Source organism: Anaeropeptidivorans aminofermentans, from assembly GCF_940670685.1.
Taxonomy (GTDB): Bacteria; Bacillota; Clostridia; order Lachnospirales; family UBA5962; genus Anaeropeptidivorans; species Anaeropeptidivorans aminofermentans.
In genome coordinates, this window is sequence record NZ_OW711693.1 from 1,058,695 (window position 1) to 1,075,582 (window position 16,888).

At 36.6% G+C, this 16,888-nt stretch carries 18 protein-coding genes, 1 tRNA gene and 3 pseudogenes; 9 read left to right on the top strand and 13 right to left on the bottom strand.

Translation table 11 applies throughout. The annotated features are described in order from the left end of the window. Window positions 1–492 precede the first annotated feature (492 nt). The 7 genes and pseudogenes from atpE to NBX03_RS16120 all read left to right on the top strand — a co-directional run bounded on the left by atpE (window position 493) and on the right by NBX03_RS16120 (window position 3,517). Window positions 493–694: pseudogene (atpE, locus tag NBX03_RS04345) on the top strand (ATP synthase F0 subunit C). A gap of 196 nt (window positions 695–890) precedes the next feature. Beyond that, window positions 891–1,052: a hypothetical protein gene (locus NBX03_RS04350; protein ID WP_250229531.1), complete on the top strand. Its 162-nt coding sequence runs from the start codon at window positions 891–893 to the stop codon at window positions 1,050–1,052. 26 nt (window positions 1,053–1,078) lie between these two features. Then, window positions 1,079–1,219: a hypothetical protein gene (locus NBX03_RS04355; RefSeq protein WP_250229532.1), complete on the top strand. Its 141-nt coding sequence runs from the start codon at window positions 1,079–1,081 to the stop codon at window positions 1,217–1,219. A 224-nt stretch (window positions 1,220–1,443) separates the two neighbouring features. After that, a pseudogene (locus NBX03_RS16050) lies at window positions 1,444–1,623 on the top strand (F0F1 ATP synthase subunit delta); the annotation flags it as partial. A 36-nt stretch (window positions 1,624–1,659) separates the two neighbouring features. After that, window positions 1,660–3,170, top strand: a pseudogene (gene atpA, locus NBX03_RS16055) (F0F1 ATP synthase subunit alpha). Window positions 3,171–3,173: 3 nt separating this feature from the next. After that, window positions 3,174–3,359, top strand: a complete 186-nt coding sequence (locus tag NBX03_RS04370; RefSeq protein WP_250229533.1) for a hypothetical protein — start codon at window positions 3,174–3,176, stop codon at window positions 3,357–3,359. Window positions 3,360–3,379: 20 nt separating this feature from the next. After that, a complete protein-coding gene (locus NBX03_RS16120) occupies window positions 3,380–3,517 on the top strand; it encodes a potassium transporter TrkG (protein ID WP_408628556.1) in 138 nt (45 codons plus the stop codon). A 381-nt stretch (window positions 3,518–3,898) separates the two neighbouring features. On the opposite strand, the gene NBX03_RS04375 is transcribed toward NBX03_RS16120, so the two are convergent. From NBX03_RS04375 to NBX03_RS04420, 10 genes are all read right to left on the bottom strand, one after another. Continuing rightward, entirely contained in the window at window positions 3,899–4,561 is a 663-nt protein-coding gene (locus tag NBX03_RS04375; RefSeq protein ID WP_250229534.1) for a transaldolase family protein, read from the bottom strand. Between the two features lie 46 nt (window positions 4,562–4,607). Further along, window positions 4,608–5,300 (bottom strand): ribulose-phosphate 3-epimerase, encoded by a 693-nt coding sequence (locus tag NBX03_RS04380; protein WP_250229535.1) that lies wholly within the window; start codon window positions 5,298–5,300, stop codon window positions 4,608–4,610. A gap of 49 nt (window positions 5,301–5,349) precedes the next feature. Beyond that, window positions 5,350–6,012 carry a ribulose-phosphate 3-epimerase gene (locus NBX03_RS04385; protein ID WP_250230221.1) on the bottom strand — a complete coding sequence of 221 codons (663 nt, stop codon included), beginning with the start codon at window positions 6,010–6,012 and terminating at the stop codon, window positions 5,350–5,352. 163 nt (window positions 6,013–6,175) lie between these two features. Then, window positions 6,176–6,730, bottom strand: coding sequence for a 6-phospho-3-hexuloisomerase (hxlB, locus tag NBX03_RS04390; protein WP_250229536.1), 555 nt, complete (start codon window positions 6,728–6,730; stop codon window positions 6,176–6,178). Between the two features lie 119 nt (window positions 6,731–6,849). After that, on the bottom strand, window positions 6,850–7,479 hold the full coding sequence (hxlA, locus tag NBX03_RS04395) for a 3-hexulose-6-phosphate synthase (RefSeq protein WP_250229537.1): 630 nt from the start codon (window positions 7,477–7,479) through the stop codon (window positions 6,850–6,852). Between the two features lie 33 nt (window positions 7,480–7,512). Beyond that, window positions 7,513–8,328 carry a glucose-6-phosphate isomerase family protein gene (locus tag NBX03_RS04400; protein ID WP_250229538.1) on the bottom strand — a complete coding sequence of 272 codons (816 nt, stop codon included), beginning with the start codon at window positions 8,326–8,328 and terminating at the stop codon, window positions 7,513–7,515. Window positions 8,329–8,346: 18 nt separating this feature from the next. After that, window positions 8,347–8,781: a PTS sugar transporter subunit IIA gene (locus NBX03_RS04405; protein ID WP_250229539.1), complete on the bottom strand. Its 435-nt coding sequence runs from the start codon at window positions 8,779–8,781 to the stop codon at window positions 8,347–8,349. 167 nt (window positions 8,782–8,948) lie between these two features. Further along, entirely contained in the window at window positions 8,949–9,233 is a 285-nt protein-coding gene (locus NBX03_RS04410; RefSeq protein ID WP_250229540.1) for a PTS sugar transporter subunit IIB, read from the bottom strand. 10 nt (window positions 9,234–9,243) lie between these two features. Next, window positions 9,244–10,614: a PTS ascorbate transporter subunit IIC gene (locus tag NBX03_RS04415; RefSeq protein WP_250229541.1), complete on the bottom strand. Its 1,371-nt coding sequence runs from the start codon at window positions 10,612–10,614 to the stop codon at window positions 9,244–9,246. A gap of 191 nt (window positions 10,615–10,805) precedes the next feature. Further along, entirely contained in the window at window positions 10,806–12,857 is a 2,052-nt protein-coding gene (locus NBX03_RS04420) for a BglG family transcription antiterminator (RefSeq protein ID WP_250229542.1), read from the bottom strand. Window positions 12,858–13,092: 235 nt separating this feature from the next. Between NBX03_RS04420 and NBX03_RS04425 the strand changes: the two genes are divergently transcribed. After that, window positions 13,093–13,857, top strand: coding sequence for a DeoR/GlpR family DNA-binding transcription regulator (locus tag NBX03_RS04425; protein ID WP_250229543.1), 765 nt, complete (start codon window positions 13,093–13,095; stop codon window positions 13,855–13,857). Window positions 13,858–14,430: 573 nt separating this feature from the next. On the opposite strand, the gene NBX03_RS16125 is transcribed toward NBX03_RS04425, so the two are convergent. Together NBX03_RS16125 and NBX03_RS04430 are read right to left on the bottom strand one after the other, a co-directional pair. Beyond that, window positions 14,431–14,595 carry an ATP-binding protein gene (locus NBX03_RS16125; protein ID WP_408628547.1) on the bottom strand — a complete coding sequence of 55 codons (165 nt, stop codon included), beginning with the start codon at window positions 14,593–14,595 and terminating at the stop codon, window positions 14,431–14,433. Window positions 14,596–14,692: 97 nt separating this feature from the next. Beyond that, window positions 14,693–14,935, bottom strand: a complete 243-nt coding sequence (locus tag NBX03_RS04430) for an ATP-binding protein (protein WP_250229544.1) — start codon at window positions 14,933–14,935, stop codon at window positions 14,693–14,695. 1,382 nt (window positions 14,936–16,317) lie between these two features. Between NBX03_RS04430 and NBX03_RS16130 the strand changes: the two genes are divergently transcribed. Next, window positions 16,318–16,596 carry a hypothetical protein gene (locus NBX03_RS16130; protein ID WP_408628557.1) on the top strand — a complete coding sequence of 93 codons (279 nt, stop codon included), beginning with the start codon at window positions 16,318–16,320 and terminating at the stop codon, window positions 16,594–16,596. A 121-nt stretch (window positions 16,597–16,717) separates the two neighbouring features. Here the strand turns inward: NBX03_RS16130 and NBX03_RS04435 are convergent. After that, a tRNA-Met gene (locus NBX03_RS04435) sits at window positions 16,718–16,791 on the bottom strand. Window positions 16,792–16,888: the final 97 nt, after the last annotated feature.

The following is a 16,888-nucleotide window of genomic DNA, read 5'->3' on the forward strand; positions in this document are numbered from 1 at the left end:
GTTAAAAAGGCTATGAAAATACATACCAATTTGAGGGGTAAGAATTTGCAATTTTGTAATTAAAACGCAGTTCCTTCTGTTGTTACTATTATGGGGTATATGACCAAAGAAAAGCCAAATAACGAAGATTAATATTTATTTATCCTATTAAGTTCTGCCTTGCATGTTAAACAAAGATACGATTTTAAATGGAGGCCTCTATACCAAGCATTTACTTGGGTATGGAGGTCCTTGTTTTATAAACTGATTCCGAAGTATTGGCTTATGATGTAGAAATCTGAGATAAGGGATACGCCGCCTAGCCAATTAACCCATATGAGAAAGCGCACTTTCGGCAGAGTGCTTTTTAGTTTTGAATTAATGACAATATCTGTCTATCCCGAGAGAAAATGCTTTATCTTTACAGGATGCTTTTGTTTTTGTTATCCCTTGAGTTAGGCCAAAGGAGCAGGCCGATGGGTCGGCAGCAGGGCGGAGGTACAAAATATAGCAATGATTTGCGGCATTGGCCCCGGAATCGGAGAAGGTTTTGCTGTAGGAAAGGCTTGCGAGGCTATCGGTCGTCAGCCTGAAACTAAAGCCGATGTAACAAGTACAACGCCTCTTGGCTGTGCAGTAGCAGAAACAACCGGTATACGGATTTATCGTTGCGTTAATACTAATGTTCGTAAAGCCCTTTATCTCTGCGTTATAAACTTGAAAAGAGGCTTATAATATGAATGAATTTTTAGATTTTATATCTATTAGTCTACCTACAATGATAATATCTGTAGCTAATATTTTTATTTTATACCTTATTTTAAAACGATTTTTATTTTCTCCCATTAATAAAATTATTAATCAGAGAGAAACCGAAGTAAGCAATATATATAGATAAGGAAGAACTCAGTTTGGATGAAAGCGGCAAATTGAAGCAAGAGTACAAAAAAATGAACCTTATTCAGGTTGAAAAGGAAAACATGATTAAAGAGGCTCAGAAAGAAGCAAAAATTAAAGGTGCTTATATTAAAGAAAGCAGAGATAATGCAGAGCAGATAAAAAAGAAACTATAAAGGATTTAGAAATCAAGCGCAAAAAAATGTATAAAGAAATTCAGACGAATGTTGCGGATTTGGCAGTTTCAATAGCAGAAAAGGTTATCGAGCGTGAAGTAAATGCAGATTTACATAAGGATATTGTAACGAATTTTGTAAATGAATTGGAGTTAACCCATGAATAATTTTGAAAATCATTATGGTAAAGCCTTATTTCAAATGGCCTTGAAACAAAATGAAGACCAAAACTTAAAAAGCAAATGGATGAGCTTTATAAATTGTACAAATCCAATGCAAACATCAATGAATTCTTAGATTCTATTAATGAGGGCCTTTTGGCCTCCTTTGACAAGGTATACAGCGGATTTATAAATGAATATGACCAGGTTACCGCAACCTTACAATTAATATTGCCTCTGCCTTTCCTATTGAAGAAAATGAAGAATGCATGATTAAAAGTAAGCTTGAAGCCTTAACAGGTAAAAAAGTCGATCTTGTTTGCGAAGTAGACTCTTTATTGCTTGGCGGAATCATTATCAAATTTGATAAATATGAAATTGACGGCAGTTTAAAATCTAAGCTTAATGAAATTAAGAAAAGCATAATGCAGATTGTGAGGGGTGTTATGAGTTTTGATATTGGTCAGCTAAGTAAAGATATTAAGGCAAGGCTGGAATTATCCGAATATGGTTCCAAAATTGAGAAAACAGGAACGGTAGTTAAAGTTAGCGACGGCATTGCCCAAATATATGGCCTTGAAAACTGCCTGATTTATGAGCTTATAGAATTTCAAGGCAAAGGTTTCGGCATGGCTATGAACCTTGAAAAAAATTCTGTGCTTGCGATATTGTTCTTCGGCGATTCAAGCCTTAAAGAAGGTGATAAGGCGTTAAGAACAAACAAAATCGTCTCCGTTCCTGTTGGCTATAATATGCTTGGCCGCGTAGTTAACGGCCTTGGCGCCTTTCTGGACGGCGTAGGTGAAATAGAGGCAGATGAATTTTATCAAATTGAATGTTCCGCTAGGGGCATAATAGAAAGAAAAAGTGTAAGCGTATCTCTCGAAACAGGCATAAAATCCATTGATTCAATGATACCGATAGCGTGAGGTGATTATCGAAGACAGGCAAACTGGAAAAACAAGCATAGCTCTTGATACAATTATAAATCAAAAAGGTAAGGATATTTATTGTGTATATGTTGTAATCGGCCAAAAGCAAAAATCAACCGTAGAGATAGTTGATGTTCTTCAGCAAAGCGGAGCGATGGAATATACCATTGTGGTATTCGCCCCCCGCCTCTGATTCGGCATTAATGCAATATATTGCTCCCTTTGCATCCTGCAGCATGGCTGAATTTTATATGGAACAGGTGAAAAATTCACTTATTGTTTATGATAATTTAACCCAGCACGCCATTGCATATAGAACCTTATCTTTACCGTTAAATCGTCCGCCAGGATTCGAAGCCTATCCCGGAGATGTTTTTTATCTTCACAGCAGGCTTCTGGAAAGAGCCGCATGCCTTTCAGAAGAAGTTGCCAGCGGAACGCTTACCGCTCTTCCTATTATAGAAACACAGGCCGGAAATATAAGCGCATATACTCCCGCAAATATTATTTCCATTACAGATGGACAGATATTCTTGGAAAGCGAGCTTTTTAATTCTGGAATACTGCCGGCTATAAATCCTGGTATTTCCGTAAGCCGCGTAGGAGGTTCGGCCCAGACAAAGGCAATGAAGAAGGTTTCAGGCAGCTTGAAAATTCTTTATAGTCAATATCTTGAATTAAGAGATTTTGTAGAATTCGGAAGCGACCTTGACGAAAATACAAGAAAGCGTCTTGCCGTAGGCGAACGTATTGTGGAAATATTAAAGTAAAATGAGCATAATCCTTTTGCCTTAGAAAATCAAATTACGATATTCTTTGCCTTATCAAACGGCTTCTTAAAAGATATACCGCTGGAATCTATTCAATTATACGAGGCGGAGCTTTATGAGTACATGAAAATTAAAGCTCCTCAATTAATATTAGACCTTAAAAAAGACGCTTTTTCAGAGGATACCGCCGAGGCGTTAAAAAATTATATTCAGAAGTTTACTGAAGAATTTTTAAAAAGCATGAAAGAGGTGTAAGCCATGTCAAGTACATCTCTTACAGCAATAAAACGAAGAATGAGAGGTATCAACAGCCTTAGCAAAGCTACAAAAGCCATGGAGCTTACCGCAAGCGCACAAATATCGGCAGCGATAGACAAAACAAAGTGTTCTGAAGAATTATACTGGAATACAATAACCCAAACACCATCGGCAAATTTTCTTTAGGCCATAAAATCATTGCCGCGCTGTTTCAATCTGTTACCTTAAGAACAGCCGGATTCAGCTCAATGAATCGGCATAGATTGAATGAATCCTCAAAATTTATATCCTCAATTCTTATGATGATAGGAGGCTCTCCCGGAAGCATAGCCGGGGGGAATTAAAACAGTTACGATTGCGGTTATATTTTGCAGTATATGGTCAATCATTAAGAGCAGCAATGGAATACAGGTTATCTATATAGACCCTATTTTTAAGATGTGTTTGATATTATGTAAAAATTCATGCTTCAAAAGTAAAACTATTCTAAGGCTTTCATTAATATAGATGATGGTATTCAAACTGGATAAGGCAGAAAAGACTAAATTCAAAAAACTTAAAGCCGGGGCTATTTTAACCACCGGCTTCAACCTTTTTGTGCTAATATTTACATCTTCTCTTGTAATACTAAAATCTTCATCTGGCACAAAAGTAATATGGGATGTGAAATATAGTAATGTATATGGAGAGATATTATATTTGCTCATCAGCAGACTGTTTTTGCTTTAGAGACATCGTAAATCTAATTCCTTGCCATGAGTATTAAATACTTGTAATGCAGAAATAGTCAAATTTTTATTAACCATTTTTTCAAACACATCATAGGCAATAGTGGCTGTCAGCGCACCGCTTTCCATGGCCTTAAGCACCTGATGAGCGTTTTTGAAACTGGCCGCCATCACTTTACAGGGTAATTGTTGCATCTTAAATATCTGATACATCTGATGAATCTGTTCAAAAGGATCAATATTATTATCTAGCATTCTGTTAACATAGGGCGCTACATAATTACAGCCAGCCATCCCTGCCAGAATTCCTTGTTCCGCCGAATAAATTACGGTGCCTAAAATTGGCATTTCCGGATGCGTACTTCTAATTTGACGAACAGTTTCAAGCCCTGCCATATCTATCGGAACTTTTATGCCGATATTTCTGCCTTCCAATTTAGAAAGTATAGTTTTAAAATCTTCCATCCGCTGTTCAACTGTATTGCCTAAAAGCTGTATCAGTACCAGCCCAATTTCAGTATCCAGTATATCATTCAGCGCTTGGAACCGATTTTTCTTTTCTCTTAGCAGTATTGTGGGATTCGTTGTGACGCCCTTAAATAATCCTATTTTTTTCGCCATTTTAATCTCATCAACATCTGCCGTATCAATAAACAGCATATCACTCCCCCTTACTTTCTATAGAATTTAAACGGTAAATAAACACTTATATTTCTGTACGGCCAATGATATCAAAAATATCCTGGGTATTCTCTGCGTAACTTCTGTTTTGCCTGAAAATAGTTTTTGTCCCCAATACCAGTATATCAGCACCCTTATCCACTAAGAGGCGTGTTTCTTCCATACCAATACTGCCATCTGCTTCAATTGAAATATGTGCTCCGTTGTGCTTGTTTAAATAAGACCTTGTCCGGGCCACCTTATCCAATATGTGCGTATTTAACGGTGCTGCACTTTCAAAGCCTTCCCGTATTAACAGATTGACCATGTGAATATAAGGCAATGCCTCTTCAATTACATAAATGGGGGTACCAATATTAATGGCAAGGCCTGGTAAGCCGCCTGCATTTTGAATTTTCTTAAGCAGTTTTGCCATGTTGTATCCGCATACCTCAGCCTGTATAACCACATAGCTTCCTGCACAATGGGGCAGCAATGCTTCAAAGAGCCTTTCAGGATAAGATACCAGAAGGTGGATATCCAATTGCATTGATGTTATCTTTTTTATCATTGGTATCATATCTGTCGGCAGCATAATTTGGCTGCCATACACATCATAGGTAGTATCCATTAAATCAAAATGAATTAATTCGATACCCACTTCCTCAAGTTTTCTTATTTCTCTCTCCATATTCATTAAATCCCCACGGGCTATGGAGGGTGCTAATCGAATTTTCATTTTCTCACCCATTTCCTGTTATCATGATTTTAATTTTGCCAAACACTACTTAAGATAGATATGCCCGAAAAGCATTGCACTGTTCTACAACAGAGTTCTCCTTGTTATAAATGCTTTTCGTTCCCAGAACAAATATATTGGCACCCATTTCCATGGTTTTCTTTGCCACTTCAAACGATACGCCTCCATCTACTGAAATAGGTACGTGTTCACATCCGGCATCATCCAGCATTTTACGGGCGCGGCTAATCTTGTGCAGTAATTGAGCGTCTAAGTCAATTCTCGGTCCAGTCCCGCCGTTACCCAGTATAAGCAAAAGAAAATCGAGGGAAGGCAATACTTCCTCTATGGCGGATAGTGATGTGGCATAGTTTAAAGCGGCGCCTGCCTTTGCCCCGGCGTCCTTTGCCTTTTTTATAAGCCCCATTAGCTCAATTGTGGTTTCCGTATGGAAAGATATATAGTTGCCCTTGCAATAAGGGAGCAAATAATCTATAATACGTTGCGGTTTATCGATCATTACATGGATATCAACTGGGATATTCGTTATTTTATTAATGGCTGATATTAACATTGGCGGAAGCATTGTTGTTGTTGTGAAAGTAGTATCCATTACATCAAAATGTATAAGTTCCACTTTTGCCTCTTCCAACAGCCTGATTTCTCTCTCAAGGTTTAATAAATCTGCGCACATAATTGACGGCGCGAGCATTGGTTTCACAATCGTATCCTCCTTTATATATATTTATTTGGCTTGAAAACAGTCTTTCTATATTTAAGTTTAATAAGTTTTCCTACTATTTATAGTAAATAGACTTGGCCCTATTTTAAGTTTATTTACTATGTCACAAAAACATGGGTTGGCCGCCTCTCCATCATTCCAAATTGGCATGCCGTATGGAGATAAATTGGTCTATATTCTGATTTTCTCTTACCACGCCCTTTTGAAGGGCCAAGTCAAGAAATAAGCTGTCACAAATTAACAGCATGCATTGCTCAAATGATGATCCTTTTGGCTGAATGCTGTCTACGAGGCCAACAGGAATTTCAACAGTACAATCTGACAGTCTGCCAATGGTTGAATCAGGATTAAACGTAATAATTGCTATATCAGCACCAAGTTTTTTGGCTTTTTGCGCCATAATCGTAAGGGAACCTGTTTCACCCGAACCGGAGCCGAAAATGATTAAATCTCCTTTTTCAGCCGCCGGAGTGGCTATTTCACCGCATACATAAGCATGAAGCCCCAAATGCATCAGCCGCATACCAAAGCTTCTAATCATTAAGGCGGAGCGGCCGGCACCGGCAACATATACTTTATTTGCCTTTAATAACATTTCTGCCAGTTTTTCCAAAGACTCAGGTTCAACCTTTTCTATGATATCGCTCAATTCCTTCATTATTTTTTCGGCTATTTGTATGGCGTCCATTATTTTTTTACCTCCTATACCGCAATTTAAACATTACAATAAAGCCTGCTTTGTCATTTCTTTTCGCATGAATTTATAAAGTAAGCATCATATTTTGAATATTCTATTGTCTTCAAAAATTACGCTTTGATAATTTCCTGGAATTTAATTACGGTTTCTCTGGGATTAGAAGAGCCAGTAATCTTGCTGCCCGCAATGACCACATCAGGGCCAATTTTTTTAATATTCGGCAATGTATCCATTCCAATACCGCCTGCTACAGACACTTTTGTATTTTTAACCACCTCAACAGCAATGCGCAGTTCGTCAATCGGATTATTTCCTTCGCCCTGAATATCGCTAGCGGTATGTACACCGATGTAATCTGCACCCCACCCATCCACTTCAATTACCCTGTTCTTAAAATTCGGATGGTTAATCATATCAATTAATACTTTTTTTCCATATTTGCGGGCTGTATCAATAGCACCTTTGATAGTAGCGTCAGGTGCGGTGGCAAGCACTGTAACAATATCCGCTCCAGCTTTAATGGCATATTCTGCTTCAAGCATTCCGCCGTCCATAATTTTTGTATCCGAAAGAATTGTTAATTCAGGATATTTTTTCCTTAGCGCTTGAACGGGTTTCTGCCCTTCAAGAATAATCATGGGCGTACCAATTTCAACAATATCCACCAAATCATGTACTTTGCTAACCAATTCCAGCATTTCCTCTGTATTGCATAAATCTATGGCTAATTGTAATTGCATTACATCAAATCCTCCTAATGGTTATTTAATTCATTATTTAAGCAGTAAAGCATCTATTTGCAATTCATACTTTTCTGGGTTTGACAGATAATCAAAACGTTCCGGTTCATTTATAAAGGCTGTATATAGAGGGGTGTCAAATGAGATACCCATATCCTTATTCTCCTGTGCCTTTGCAATTTTTAGCTGGGGCAGATTTCTGTATCGGGCATTGGGTACGAATACTACATGCCCATTTATTTTTAATACATAATATCCAAATCCATGTTTTTTCTGGATAGGTTCATAAAACAGTGGGCTAGGGGCGGCTAAATTGCCGAAAGCCATTGGACCTTCTCCAATATTGATAGCACAATGGGCATAGTAAGGCGGTACTATTAACTTTTCCCCAGGCTCTAAAAAAACCGCCAACATTTCATCTACTGCCAATTCTTCATCTATGTGAAAGTTGGTGGATTTTTGCAACAGAAAAACCGCTTTCCCCGTTAATATTTCATAAGCTTCCGGATAAGGCAACGTATGACCCTCTGTAATGCCGTGGTAATGTCCTGAATTTTTACGGCATTCTCCTCCAGTGGCGTCATTTGTAACCGGCATTAGCACCGTAATGCCGTTAGCATAGTCCCTGCTTTTAAAAAGCGTCTTATGTTCCTCTTTATAGATACCTGGGCAAAAGCTGTAACTTAATTCATCCTTTCCCAAGGCGGCATCAGGTTTATATAAAAGGCCAATGACCTGTTGCAGATATTTTGAGCTTCTGTCTTCCGGTTCAATGCCTTCTCCAAATTTAAGTCTATAGTCTGCCCCTTCAAGTGAAACTGGCAATCCAAATGTTTTTGTTAAGTCCATAATTGCCTCCAATTAAAATTAAATGAATAAATTATACATATCTCGGCATGTTTTAGCGGCATAAACCTGCTCCATGCGTTCTTGACTGCTCAATACTTCACTTAAACTTCCCAAAGCATCCAGATGACTGGAAGAATCTGTTGCTGCAAGGCCAATTAACAGCTTTGTCGGTATTGTCTTTCCTTGAAACAGAACAGGTTTTTTAAGGAGTGTTATTGACATTTTCATATGACAAACCCCATCTTCAGGGCGTGCGTGGAGCAATGCCACCTCAGGCAACAACATGTAATAGGCCCCGTGCTGTTCTGTAAGACGTATAACGGTATCAATGTAGTGCTGTGTAATACTGCCTGAGTCCAACAGCGGTTTTAAACTTACATAGACGCCCTCTTTCCAGTCATTAACGGATTCTATGATTTGAATGTTTTCAATTTGCAACAGTTCACTTATCATTAAAGCCACTCCAATATTGATTTGATGTCGGTCCATTCGTAAGTGAACCGAAATAAACATAAATTAAATACTAATTTATTGCAGTCATGGAACAGGCCTAAAACCGATATCATGGATACCGGCTTTAGGCCATTATCCAATAAATATTTAAATTGTGCTAATATAAACTAATTTTTTTGTTCAAAATATGCTTTAAGTTTACTTCTAATCTCATCTATAGACATCAGATTTTCAAGGGGAATCGTTTCACCATATGCCTTACAGGATTCCTCCATATCCGACGAGCAAACAAATAAATCCGCAATACCAGGGGATACATCATTAATTCCGCTGTGGGTAACCTCAATATCTCCAAGACCCAATTGCTCCAATACCTTTTTTACATTCATTTCAACCATAAAAGATGAACCAAGGCCAGACATACAGCAACATAGTATTTTTTTAACAGACATATTAATCCTCCTAAACTGTTTGGGAAGGTTTCCTAAATCTTGCCGTAATAAGCGGCAACAGAAACAGAACAATAATAACGCCAAATATTACCTGACCATTTATGTACCTGGACAGCAAGCCAAAGAAAATACCTACAACGCCGGTATCGCCGCCGCCAAATGTTGTGTTTTCCATCATAACATTCCCTATGGAAATCAGGAAAGACGGAATAAACTGCGCAATTATCATTGCGATAAATGAACCGATTACAACACCTCGCACACCGCCTTCTTTGTTGCATAAAGCTCCAAATGTCGCGCCAAAAAAGAATGAGGTAAACAACGTAGGAATAATAACAGGTAAATCTACCCCCGAACCAACTAATGCCAGCTGGATAAAGAAGGCCACAAGTCCCGCAACAGTTGAAACCAGAAACCCAAGAAGCACAGAATTGGGCTGGTATGGATACAAAACAGGAATATCAAGACAAGCTCTTGCATCTGGAATCAGCTTATCGGCGATGCCTTTAAAAGCCGGCAATAAGTCTGCCAAAACCATACGGACACCAGCCTGAATTACATAAACCCCAGCCGCGAAATTCATGGAACTGATAATAATAGAGATAAACCAATTGCTTTCACCATAAACTTCTTTGATAACTTCCGGCATCGCTATATTGACAACAAGGCAAACTACAAAATAAACAATTAACATTGCCAGCGATAAGGAAACCGTTAAATCCCGAAGGAAGTTTAAACTTTTTGGAATATTTAAATCTTCTGCTGATTTTTCCTTATTGCCCACTACTTTTGCTATGGCGGCGGCAACCCAGTAAAAAACTGTACCGGTATGGGCTACACCAACATCATTATTGCCTATAACTTTTGCAACAGATTTTTGAATCATACTTGGCGCAACCGTCATATATAAACCTACGAACATACCGCCGCCGACAACGACCTGCCAGTAAGGCAATCCAGCCCAGTTTAAAGCGATTGCCATAACCGTTGAAATCCACATGGCCTCATGGCCAGTTAAATAAATATTCTTGAAATTTGAGAATCGAGCTAAAAATAAATTCAATATCCAACCAATCGCAAGTATTGCCGCCATCTGTGTGCCATACTGAGTTACAGATACCGCAAACATTACTTCATTAATCGGTACAATGCCTGTAACATTAAAAGCAGCAGCCAGTAAATCATTCAGCGGCGTCAAGCCGCCTATGACAACACCTGCACCTGCACCGATTAGCAAAAAACCTACAATTGTTTTTACAGTGCCCTTAATAATGTCAGATACCGGTTTTTTCTGAATCGCCAGTCCAATAAAAGCCATTAACCCTACCATCAAAGAGCCTTGCTGAAGGAATTGTTCCAAAAAACCCAAAATCATGTTCATTCAAAATTCCCCTTTCTCAAACAAATGATAAACATATACGCCTTCTCCTTTTAGCTTTTGACATATATGACGGTTACAACAATATCTTACCATCTACCTATGAGGAATAATACATAATTATCTGCTATTATTTGCACATATTTCGTGAAATAAATTGTACTTATTGGAAATTATAATTATATATATTTGTTTTAATTGGGGAATTTATGATTTTTAAAAAATTCTCTGACTATATCAACGGCATTAAATGAATTCGAGCGTAACAGCTTATCCAATATATGAGGATTTTCATACAGATGCACTATCTCCCTCAGTAAATAAAGATGGTCATTTTGATTTGGCGTAGCCAATACAAAGAGAAACTGTATATTGAATCTTCCAAAATCAAGGCCATTAGGAAATATTGTGCAGGTTAACGCAAGTCTCCGTACCCCATCCGCTGGATTGGCATGGGCAATGGCCATCCTCTCATTAACAACGATATAAGGTCCATGCTGCTCCACCAAATTAATCATTTTTGTCACATAGCCATTCGTTATGTACTTTTCATCTACTAATATACTGGAAGCATTGTATATAGCCTTCCGCCAGTCCATACCTGCCGTTTCATCGAAACGAATACCGAAGGTCTCGAACATTTCCACAATGCCTGCTACTTTATTTTCTTCAATATGTAAAAGTGACTCTCCCATATTCATCATTTCATAGAGTTCATTGCGTATTTTAACCAAAGTTTCCTGATTCACATGTTTTCCAATAACTGATAATATCTTATTGTACTGTCTCTGATTGACTCTATACGCAAAAGGAGAGGTCATCAGGAAAGAAGCAATTTGGGACCTGTCTTCCGGTGTTAATATGGGATTTACCAGTATAACCGGATGGCGGCTCTCAAATTTTACTGTTGCAATTACAAAGTCAACATTATCATAATTATCAATTTGTTCTATCGGTACTGCCGCCAGAATTCGTATTTGCTCAAAATAAGTATCAATCTCATTTTGCAAAAGTGCCGATGTGGTTTTTCCGTTGGGGCAGACAATCAAAGCATTAAACCGTTTTTGCTGTAATACTCCTTTATTCAGGGAGGAACCGAAATGCATACTCAGATAAGCGATTTCCTCTTCAAAAAGCGGGAATGGGAATTGTTCTTGATGATATTTACAACAATAAGCCGTAATTTTAAATAAATCCTGATAGTTCTCTTTAATCTCTTCTGCCAGCGGATTTATGAAGGATGCGGAATAAGAATAAATATATAAAGACAGTTTTAAATGCAGATAAATGGAATTTACCAAATTTTCCTTTTCATTGAATTGTATACAAGCAATTCTCTCAAAAGTGTTTACCAGCTCCCTGGACAAGGTCAATGTTTTTATATCCTGCTGTTTGCTAATAAGTTCCGTATCCTGAAGAAAATCCCTGTTTTCCCGAAAACCTAACAAATGTATCGTCAAATACAACATTTGATGCTCTTTTAATTCTGTAAAATTGTCTTTTATCAGCTTGAACTCTTTAGAAGCATACAGGGTTTTTAAATCCATTACATTAAAATCATAGCTATCTTCCTCATTATGGACCAACACATATATCAGGCAGGCCATAGCTATTTGACGCTCTTCAGTAATTATAATTCCAAGCTGCTTTAATACTATCTTAAGCCTATTCCATATATGCTCAAGTATATCTATTTTGTATAGGGGCAAGTTTCTGTAATTAATGCACTTAAGCAGCAATGAAGTATAATGCAATAACACTGACCGCTTTCGAAATTCCTCTCCCTGAACAGAATAACCTGCCTTTTTGCTGAATAAAAAGCTAAGTCCGGATTTTTCCAATACCTGTTTAACCTCAGCTAAATCATTTATAATTGTATTCCGCGACATTCCGAGCAAATCGGTTAATGTAGTTAAATAAATAGGCTCTCGGGGATAAATAACACAGCATATAAGATAGTAATTGCGTACTTTAGAATCCAAAACAACGTTTACAGGCCCCATTTTCCCCAGTAATTTTTCTTTCTGAGCTTCTGGAATAAAATAGCCGTTTTTATCGGTTTGTAATGGTCTGAGTTTCATTGATAATAGATATTCATCAATATTATTTATTGCATAGTAAACAGAACGACGGGAAATTTTAAGTTGCTTCTCCATTTTGGATACAGAAGCGTGGCTTTGGTTTGTAAATAGAAAATCCATTACTTGACGGGCATTTTTTGATAGTTTAACTTTATTTTGAGGCATGTAAACCATCCCTTCTTACATAGCTTTATCAGATACAATCCAGCATGAAAAAAGACGGGTCTTACAGAAGAAACAGACTAAAAATGTTATTTAAAATAAGTATAGCATTACAATAATCCGAAGTCAAAGCAAAGGCAGTTATTCTATCGGTTTATCGCAACTTATACCAATCACTTTGACGTTTTGGCTTTCATATGTTATTTTAGTATTAAGAGTAAATTAAGGAAGGTATTGTATGAAATCAAAATCCATAACCGCTGAAAGAAGAAATAAACTTGCACAAATTATTGTGAGTGAAGGCAGTGCTAAAGTAAGTGATATTGCAAAACACTTTCATGTCACAACAGAAACCATACGGAAAGATCTGATATTTTTAGAAGAGCAAGGTATTGTCAAAAAAAGTCATGGCGGTGCCGTATCTGCCAGCTCTTTTTTAGAGCGCCCGATATCAATTAAAGAAAGTGAAAATATAGAGCCGAAAGCACAGATTGCAATCAAGGCTTTGGAATTGATACCAGATAACGCAATAATTATGATGGATGGCGGCAGTACCACATTTCATATAGCAAAACTGCTGACTTTAAAAGAAAATATTACTGTTATCACAAATTCATTGATTATTGCCCAGGTACTGGCAAACACATCGAATAATATTTTATGCCTTGGCGGTAAATTGCGTGGTTCCAGCAGGGCGGTTACAGGCGCCTGGGCTACAGATATTATAAAGACGCTTACGGTTGACCTGGCCTTTATCGGCACCGATAGCCTTGATGATAAAGGCCCCAGCACACTTTCGTACGAGGAAGCCCAGGTTAAACAGGCCATGCTCGAACATAGCAATAAAACCATTGTCGTATCCGACAGCAGTAAGCTTAAACGACAGGGGTTATTCCATTGCGGCAAATGGTCTGACATTGACTATCTTATTACCGATAGTGGAATTAATCTATCAGAGATTGATTTTATAACTAGTAAAACTACCGTTTTGATAGGAGAATAATTTCGTTATTTTATCTATAAATCCTTTAATAACATGAGAAGAAAAGACCTGATTCACATAAAAAATGATATAAGAATTTCTCCGGCAGCAATAATTGCCTATTACCCAAAAACCTATAAGCGGAAATATACATTAGTACTGGAAAATTTTGAAAATACAGGCGATTGGTATTTATTTAATATTTATTGGGATTAACCAGACAGTATATACAAAATACGTAGTATTGCCACACTCACAACTCTGATATTATTTAATGATGGTTATTATCTATATCACTAATTCACATCAGGCATAAAGCACTCCTTTCACTGGTTAGTTTTCTTGATATAAATATTCGACTAAAATCTGTCAAATAACAAGTATATACTGGCTTATCATGACTTTTTGAAGTTATATTTATTACATAGTATCTATATTTGTCACAGTAAGCCAAACCGCGTGGTAATGTTAAACCCTGTCATTAAGATTACCCCATAGTTATAAATATAATGAACGTAAAAAAGTAGTAATTCACATGATGCTTTGGTGAATTGCTACTTTTCTAGTTCCTATTTTTTAACAGACTTTTCATAGTTATAAGAGGTTAAGGCTTTCACTTGTGAACACAAAAATATACGAATGATGTATTAACCTTTCTACCAAAGTTGCAGTTAGCCGATTATTTCCAAAAACAGTATTCCATTGGCTAAACTTTAAATTTAAAGTGATTATCAGGCTTTTACGCTTGTAACAATCCAATACTATCTGAAAAGCAACCCCTCAGCATCTTTATGTAAGACACAAAGCCCATTTCATCTATAACCGTGAATTTAAATAAATTCAACTTTATTCAGCATTATAAGAAAGCTTTTGAGCATACGTTTTTGTTGTTTCGTTCCAACAGGATATTTGCCAGTGAAGCGGCAGTAAAGGAGCGGTATGCATACCGCGCTGGTAAGCCATAAAGACAAAGCAATTCTAGATGCGATTTATATAATCCAACTTCACCCAACAGTATCAGATTCTCTTTCTTATCCCAAAAACGAAGGGCAATTATTTCTTCTTTTGCAATGCCTGGGAGAATGGCAATATTATTCATTCAGGTAAACCCACCTTAAATCCGGAAGTTTTGACAAGACGGTTGACTCGGTTAATTTCTTATTCTTTTAACTCAATTTTTAATAAATTGGTTACATACCGTTCTACAATTTGAAATTTTACGGAATATCACTCTTTCACTAATTCGCCAAGTTTCAGTATCCATACGTTCTTCTCTATCCAGTCATCTGGCATCCGCTGATAACACCGCCTGTTGCGGTCATAAATATAAGTTAAGAATATAGTTGACATCAGGCATTAATGAAGAGAATAGAGCAGGCGGCGGGTGGTATTCAGATGGTGAGATCATGTAATAACATTACCGAATGCTTTCTGTATCAGAGCAACCGCATTTACGAGCAAAAGAGATTGCTTTATCATTATGTGATAACTATAGACTGTATATCATTAAAAATAATCTTATATTTATTAATTTAATGTGGTTTTAAAATAACTTATAATTAAATCATACCTAATACTTTATCTTAAAATATACTATGAAAACCATATTCTTTGTTTTGGCAGAATAAATTTGATATTAAGAATATTTCTTTTATGTTTTATATTAATTCCATAGAAAATATATTTAAAGATAAAGTAGTCAATAGCTATAAGAATTAATTGTAACAATTTAAATTACAGTATAAATCTATAGAAATAATAATCAATATGTTAAGTTAATTACAGTAAATTAGGAATTAGAAATAGAGGATATTATGAGTAAATGGACTCTCAGAAAAATAGAGCGTAGCAACAAAAAATTAATTAATGGCATCTCTTCATTTGGTTTTCATGACCCTTAGGTCATGTTTATTTAGCAGAATTCTCAGGAAATTACATAGGCTGTATCTATAATGGTACCGTAGAATGGACTGCCGGCGCAAATAATCCTAGTTATCTCCAGTTCACTATCAAATCAACATAAAAGAGCCTAAATATCCTGACAAAGCCTTTCATTATAACTCCTTGCTGATTTCGGGACAAAAATTTATTTATAGAATGAATTTAGACACAAATAAATTTATGCCTCTTATTGACAAGGAAAAGGCCAATATTATTGACATTGCAAACTGTGTGTATGATAAAAAGGATACTACTATACGGGTTAATGACATACAAGGCTATAAAGTGCTTCACTTCGATTTTAACAGGAATTTAATTAGAAACTATAGGACAAGGTATACCCAGGTTTCAAATAGATACCATAGGTTATTCTAAGGCATTATTTAACTGGATATACGATATTCGATTAGGTGCTAATGAAAATATTTATGTTCTGGACAGCAAAAACTATGCCATTAGAATGATAGATATAAAAAATAAAAAGGTTATGACCATATGCGGCAATGAAACAGGAGGATATTCAAGAGATGGGGTAAAGTAATAAATGCTACCTTAGGCAGCAATCCAAATAAATTCTTTAATGGTCCATGGGCCTTATCTATTGACGAAGATAATAATATTTATATTGGCGATACACAAAACCATGCAATTAGAATGATTGATAGCAAGAAAAATATTATAAATACCATAGCAAATGCCAATATGTATAAAAATTATTTTGAAAAAATCTGCAGCATGGAGTATTATAATGGAAAGCTTTATATTCCCAATTGGCAGATAGATGATCCTGACATCTTGATTATTCTTTCTAAAAGTTAATTTTATATAAGAAGGTTTAAATCAAATCGTAAAAAATTTTGCATTGCTAGTTTCAGAGAATATAATATAAAAATATACGAACAAAACCCCAGTAAACACGGATGTTTACTGGGGTTTTAAATTGCGGAGGCAGGATTTGAACCTACGACCTTCGGGTTATGAGCCCGACGAGCTACCGGACTGCTCCACTCCGCGGCATTTTTGACACATGCTTAGTATATACATAATTACTAAAATTGTCAAGGCTTCTTACAAGGATTTTTAAATAAAAAGCCTTTCTGATAAAATCAGG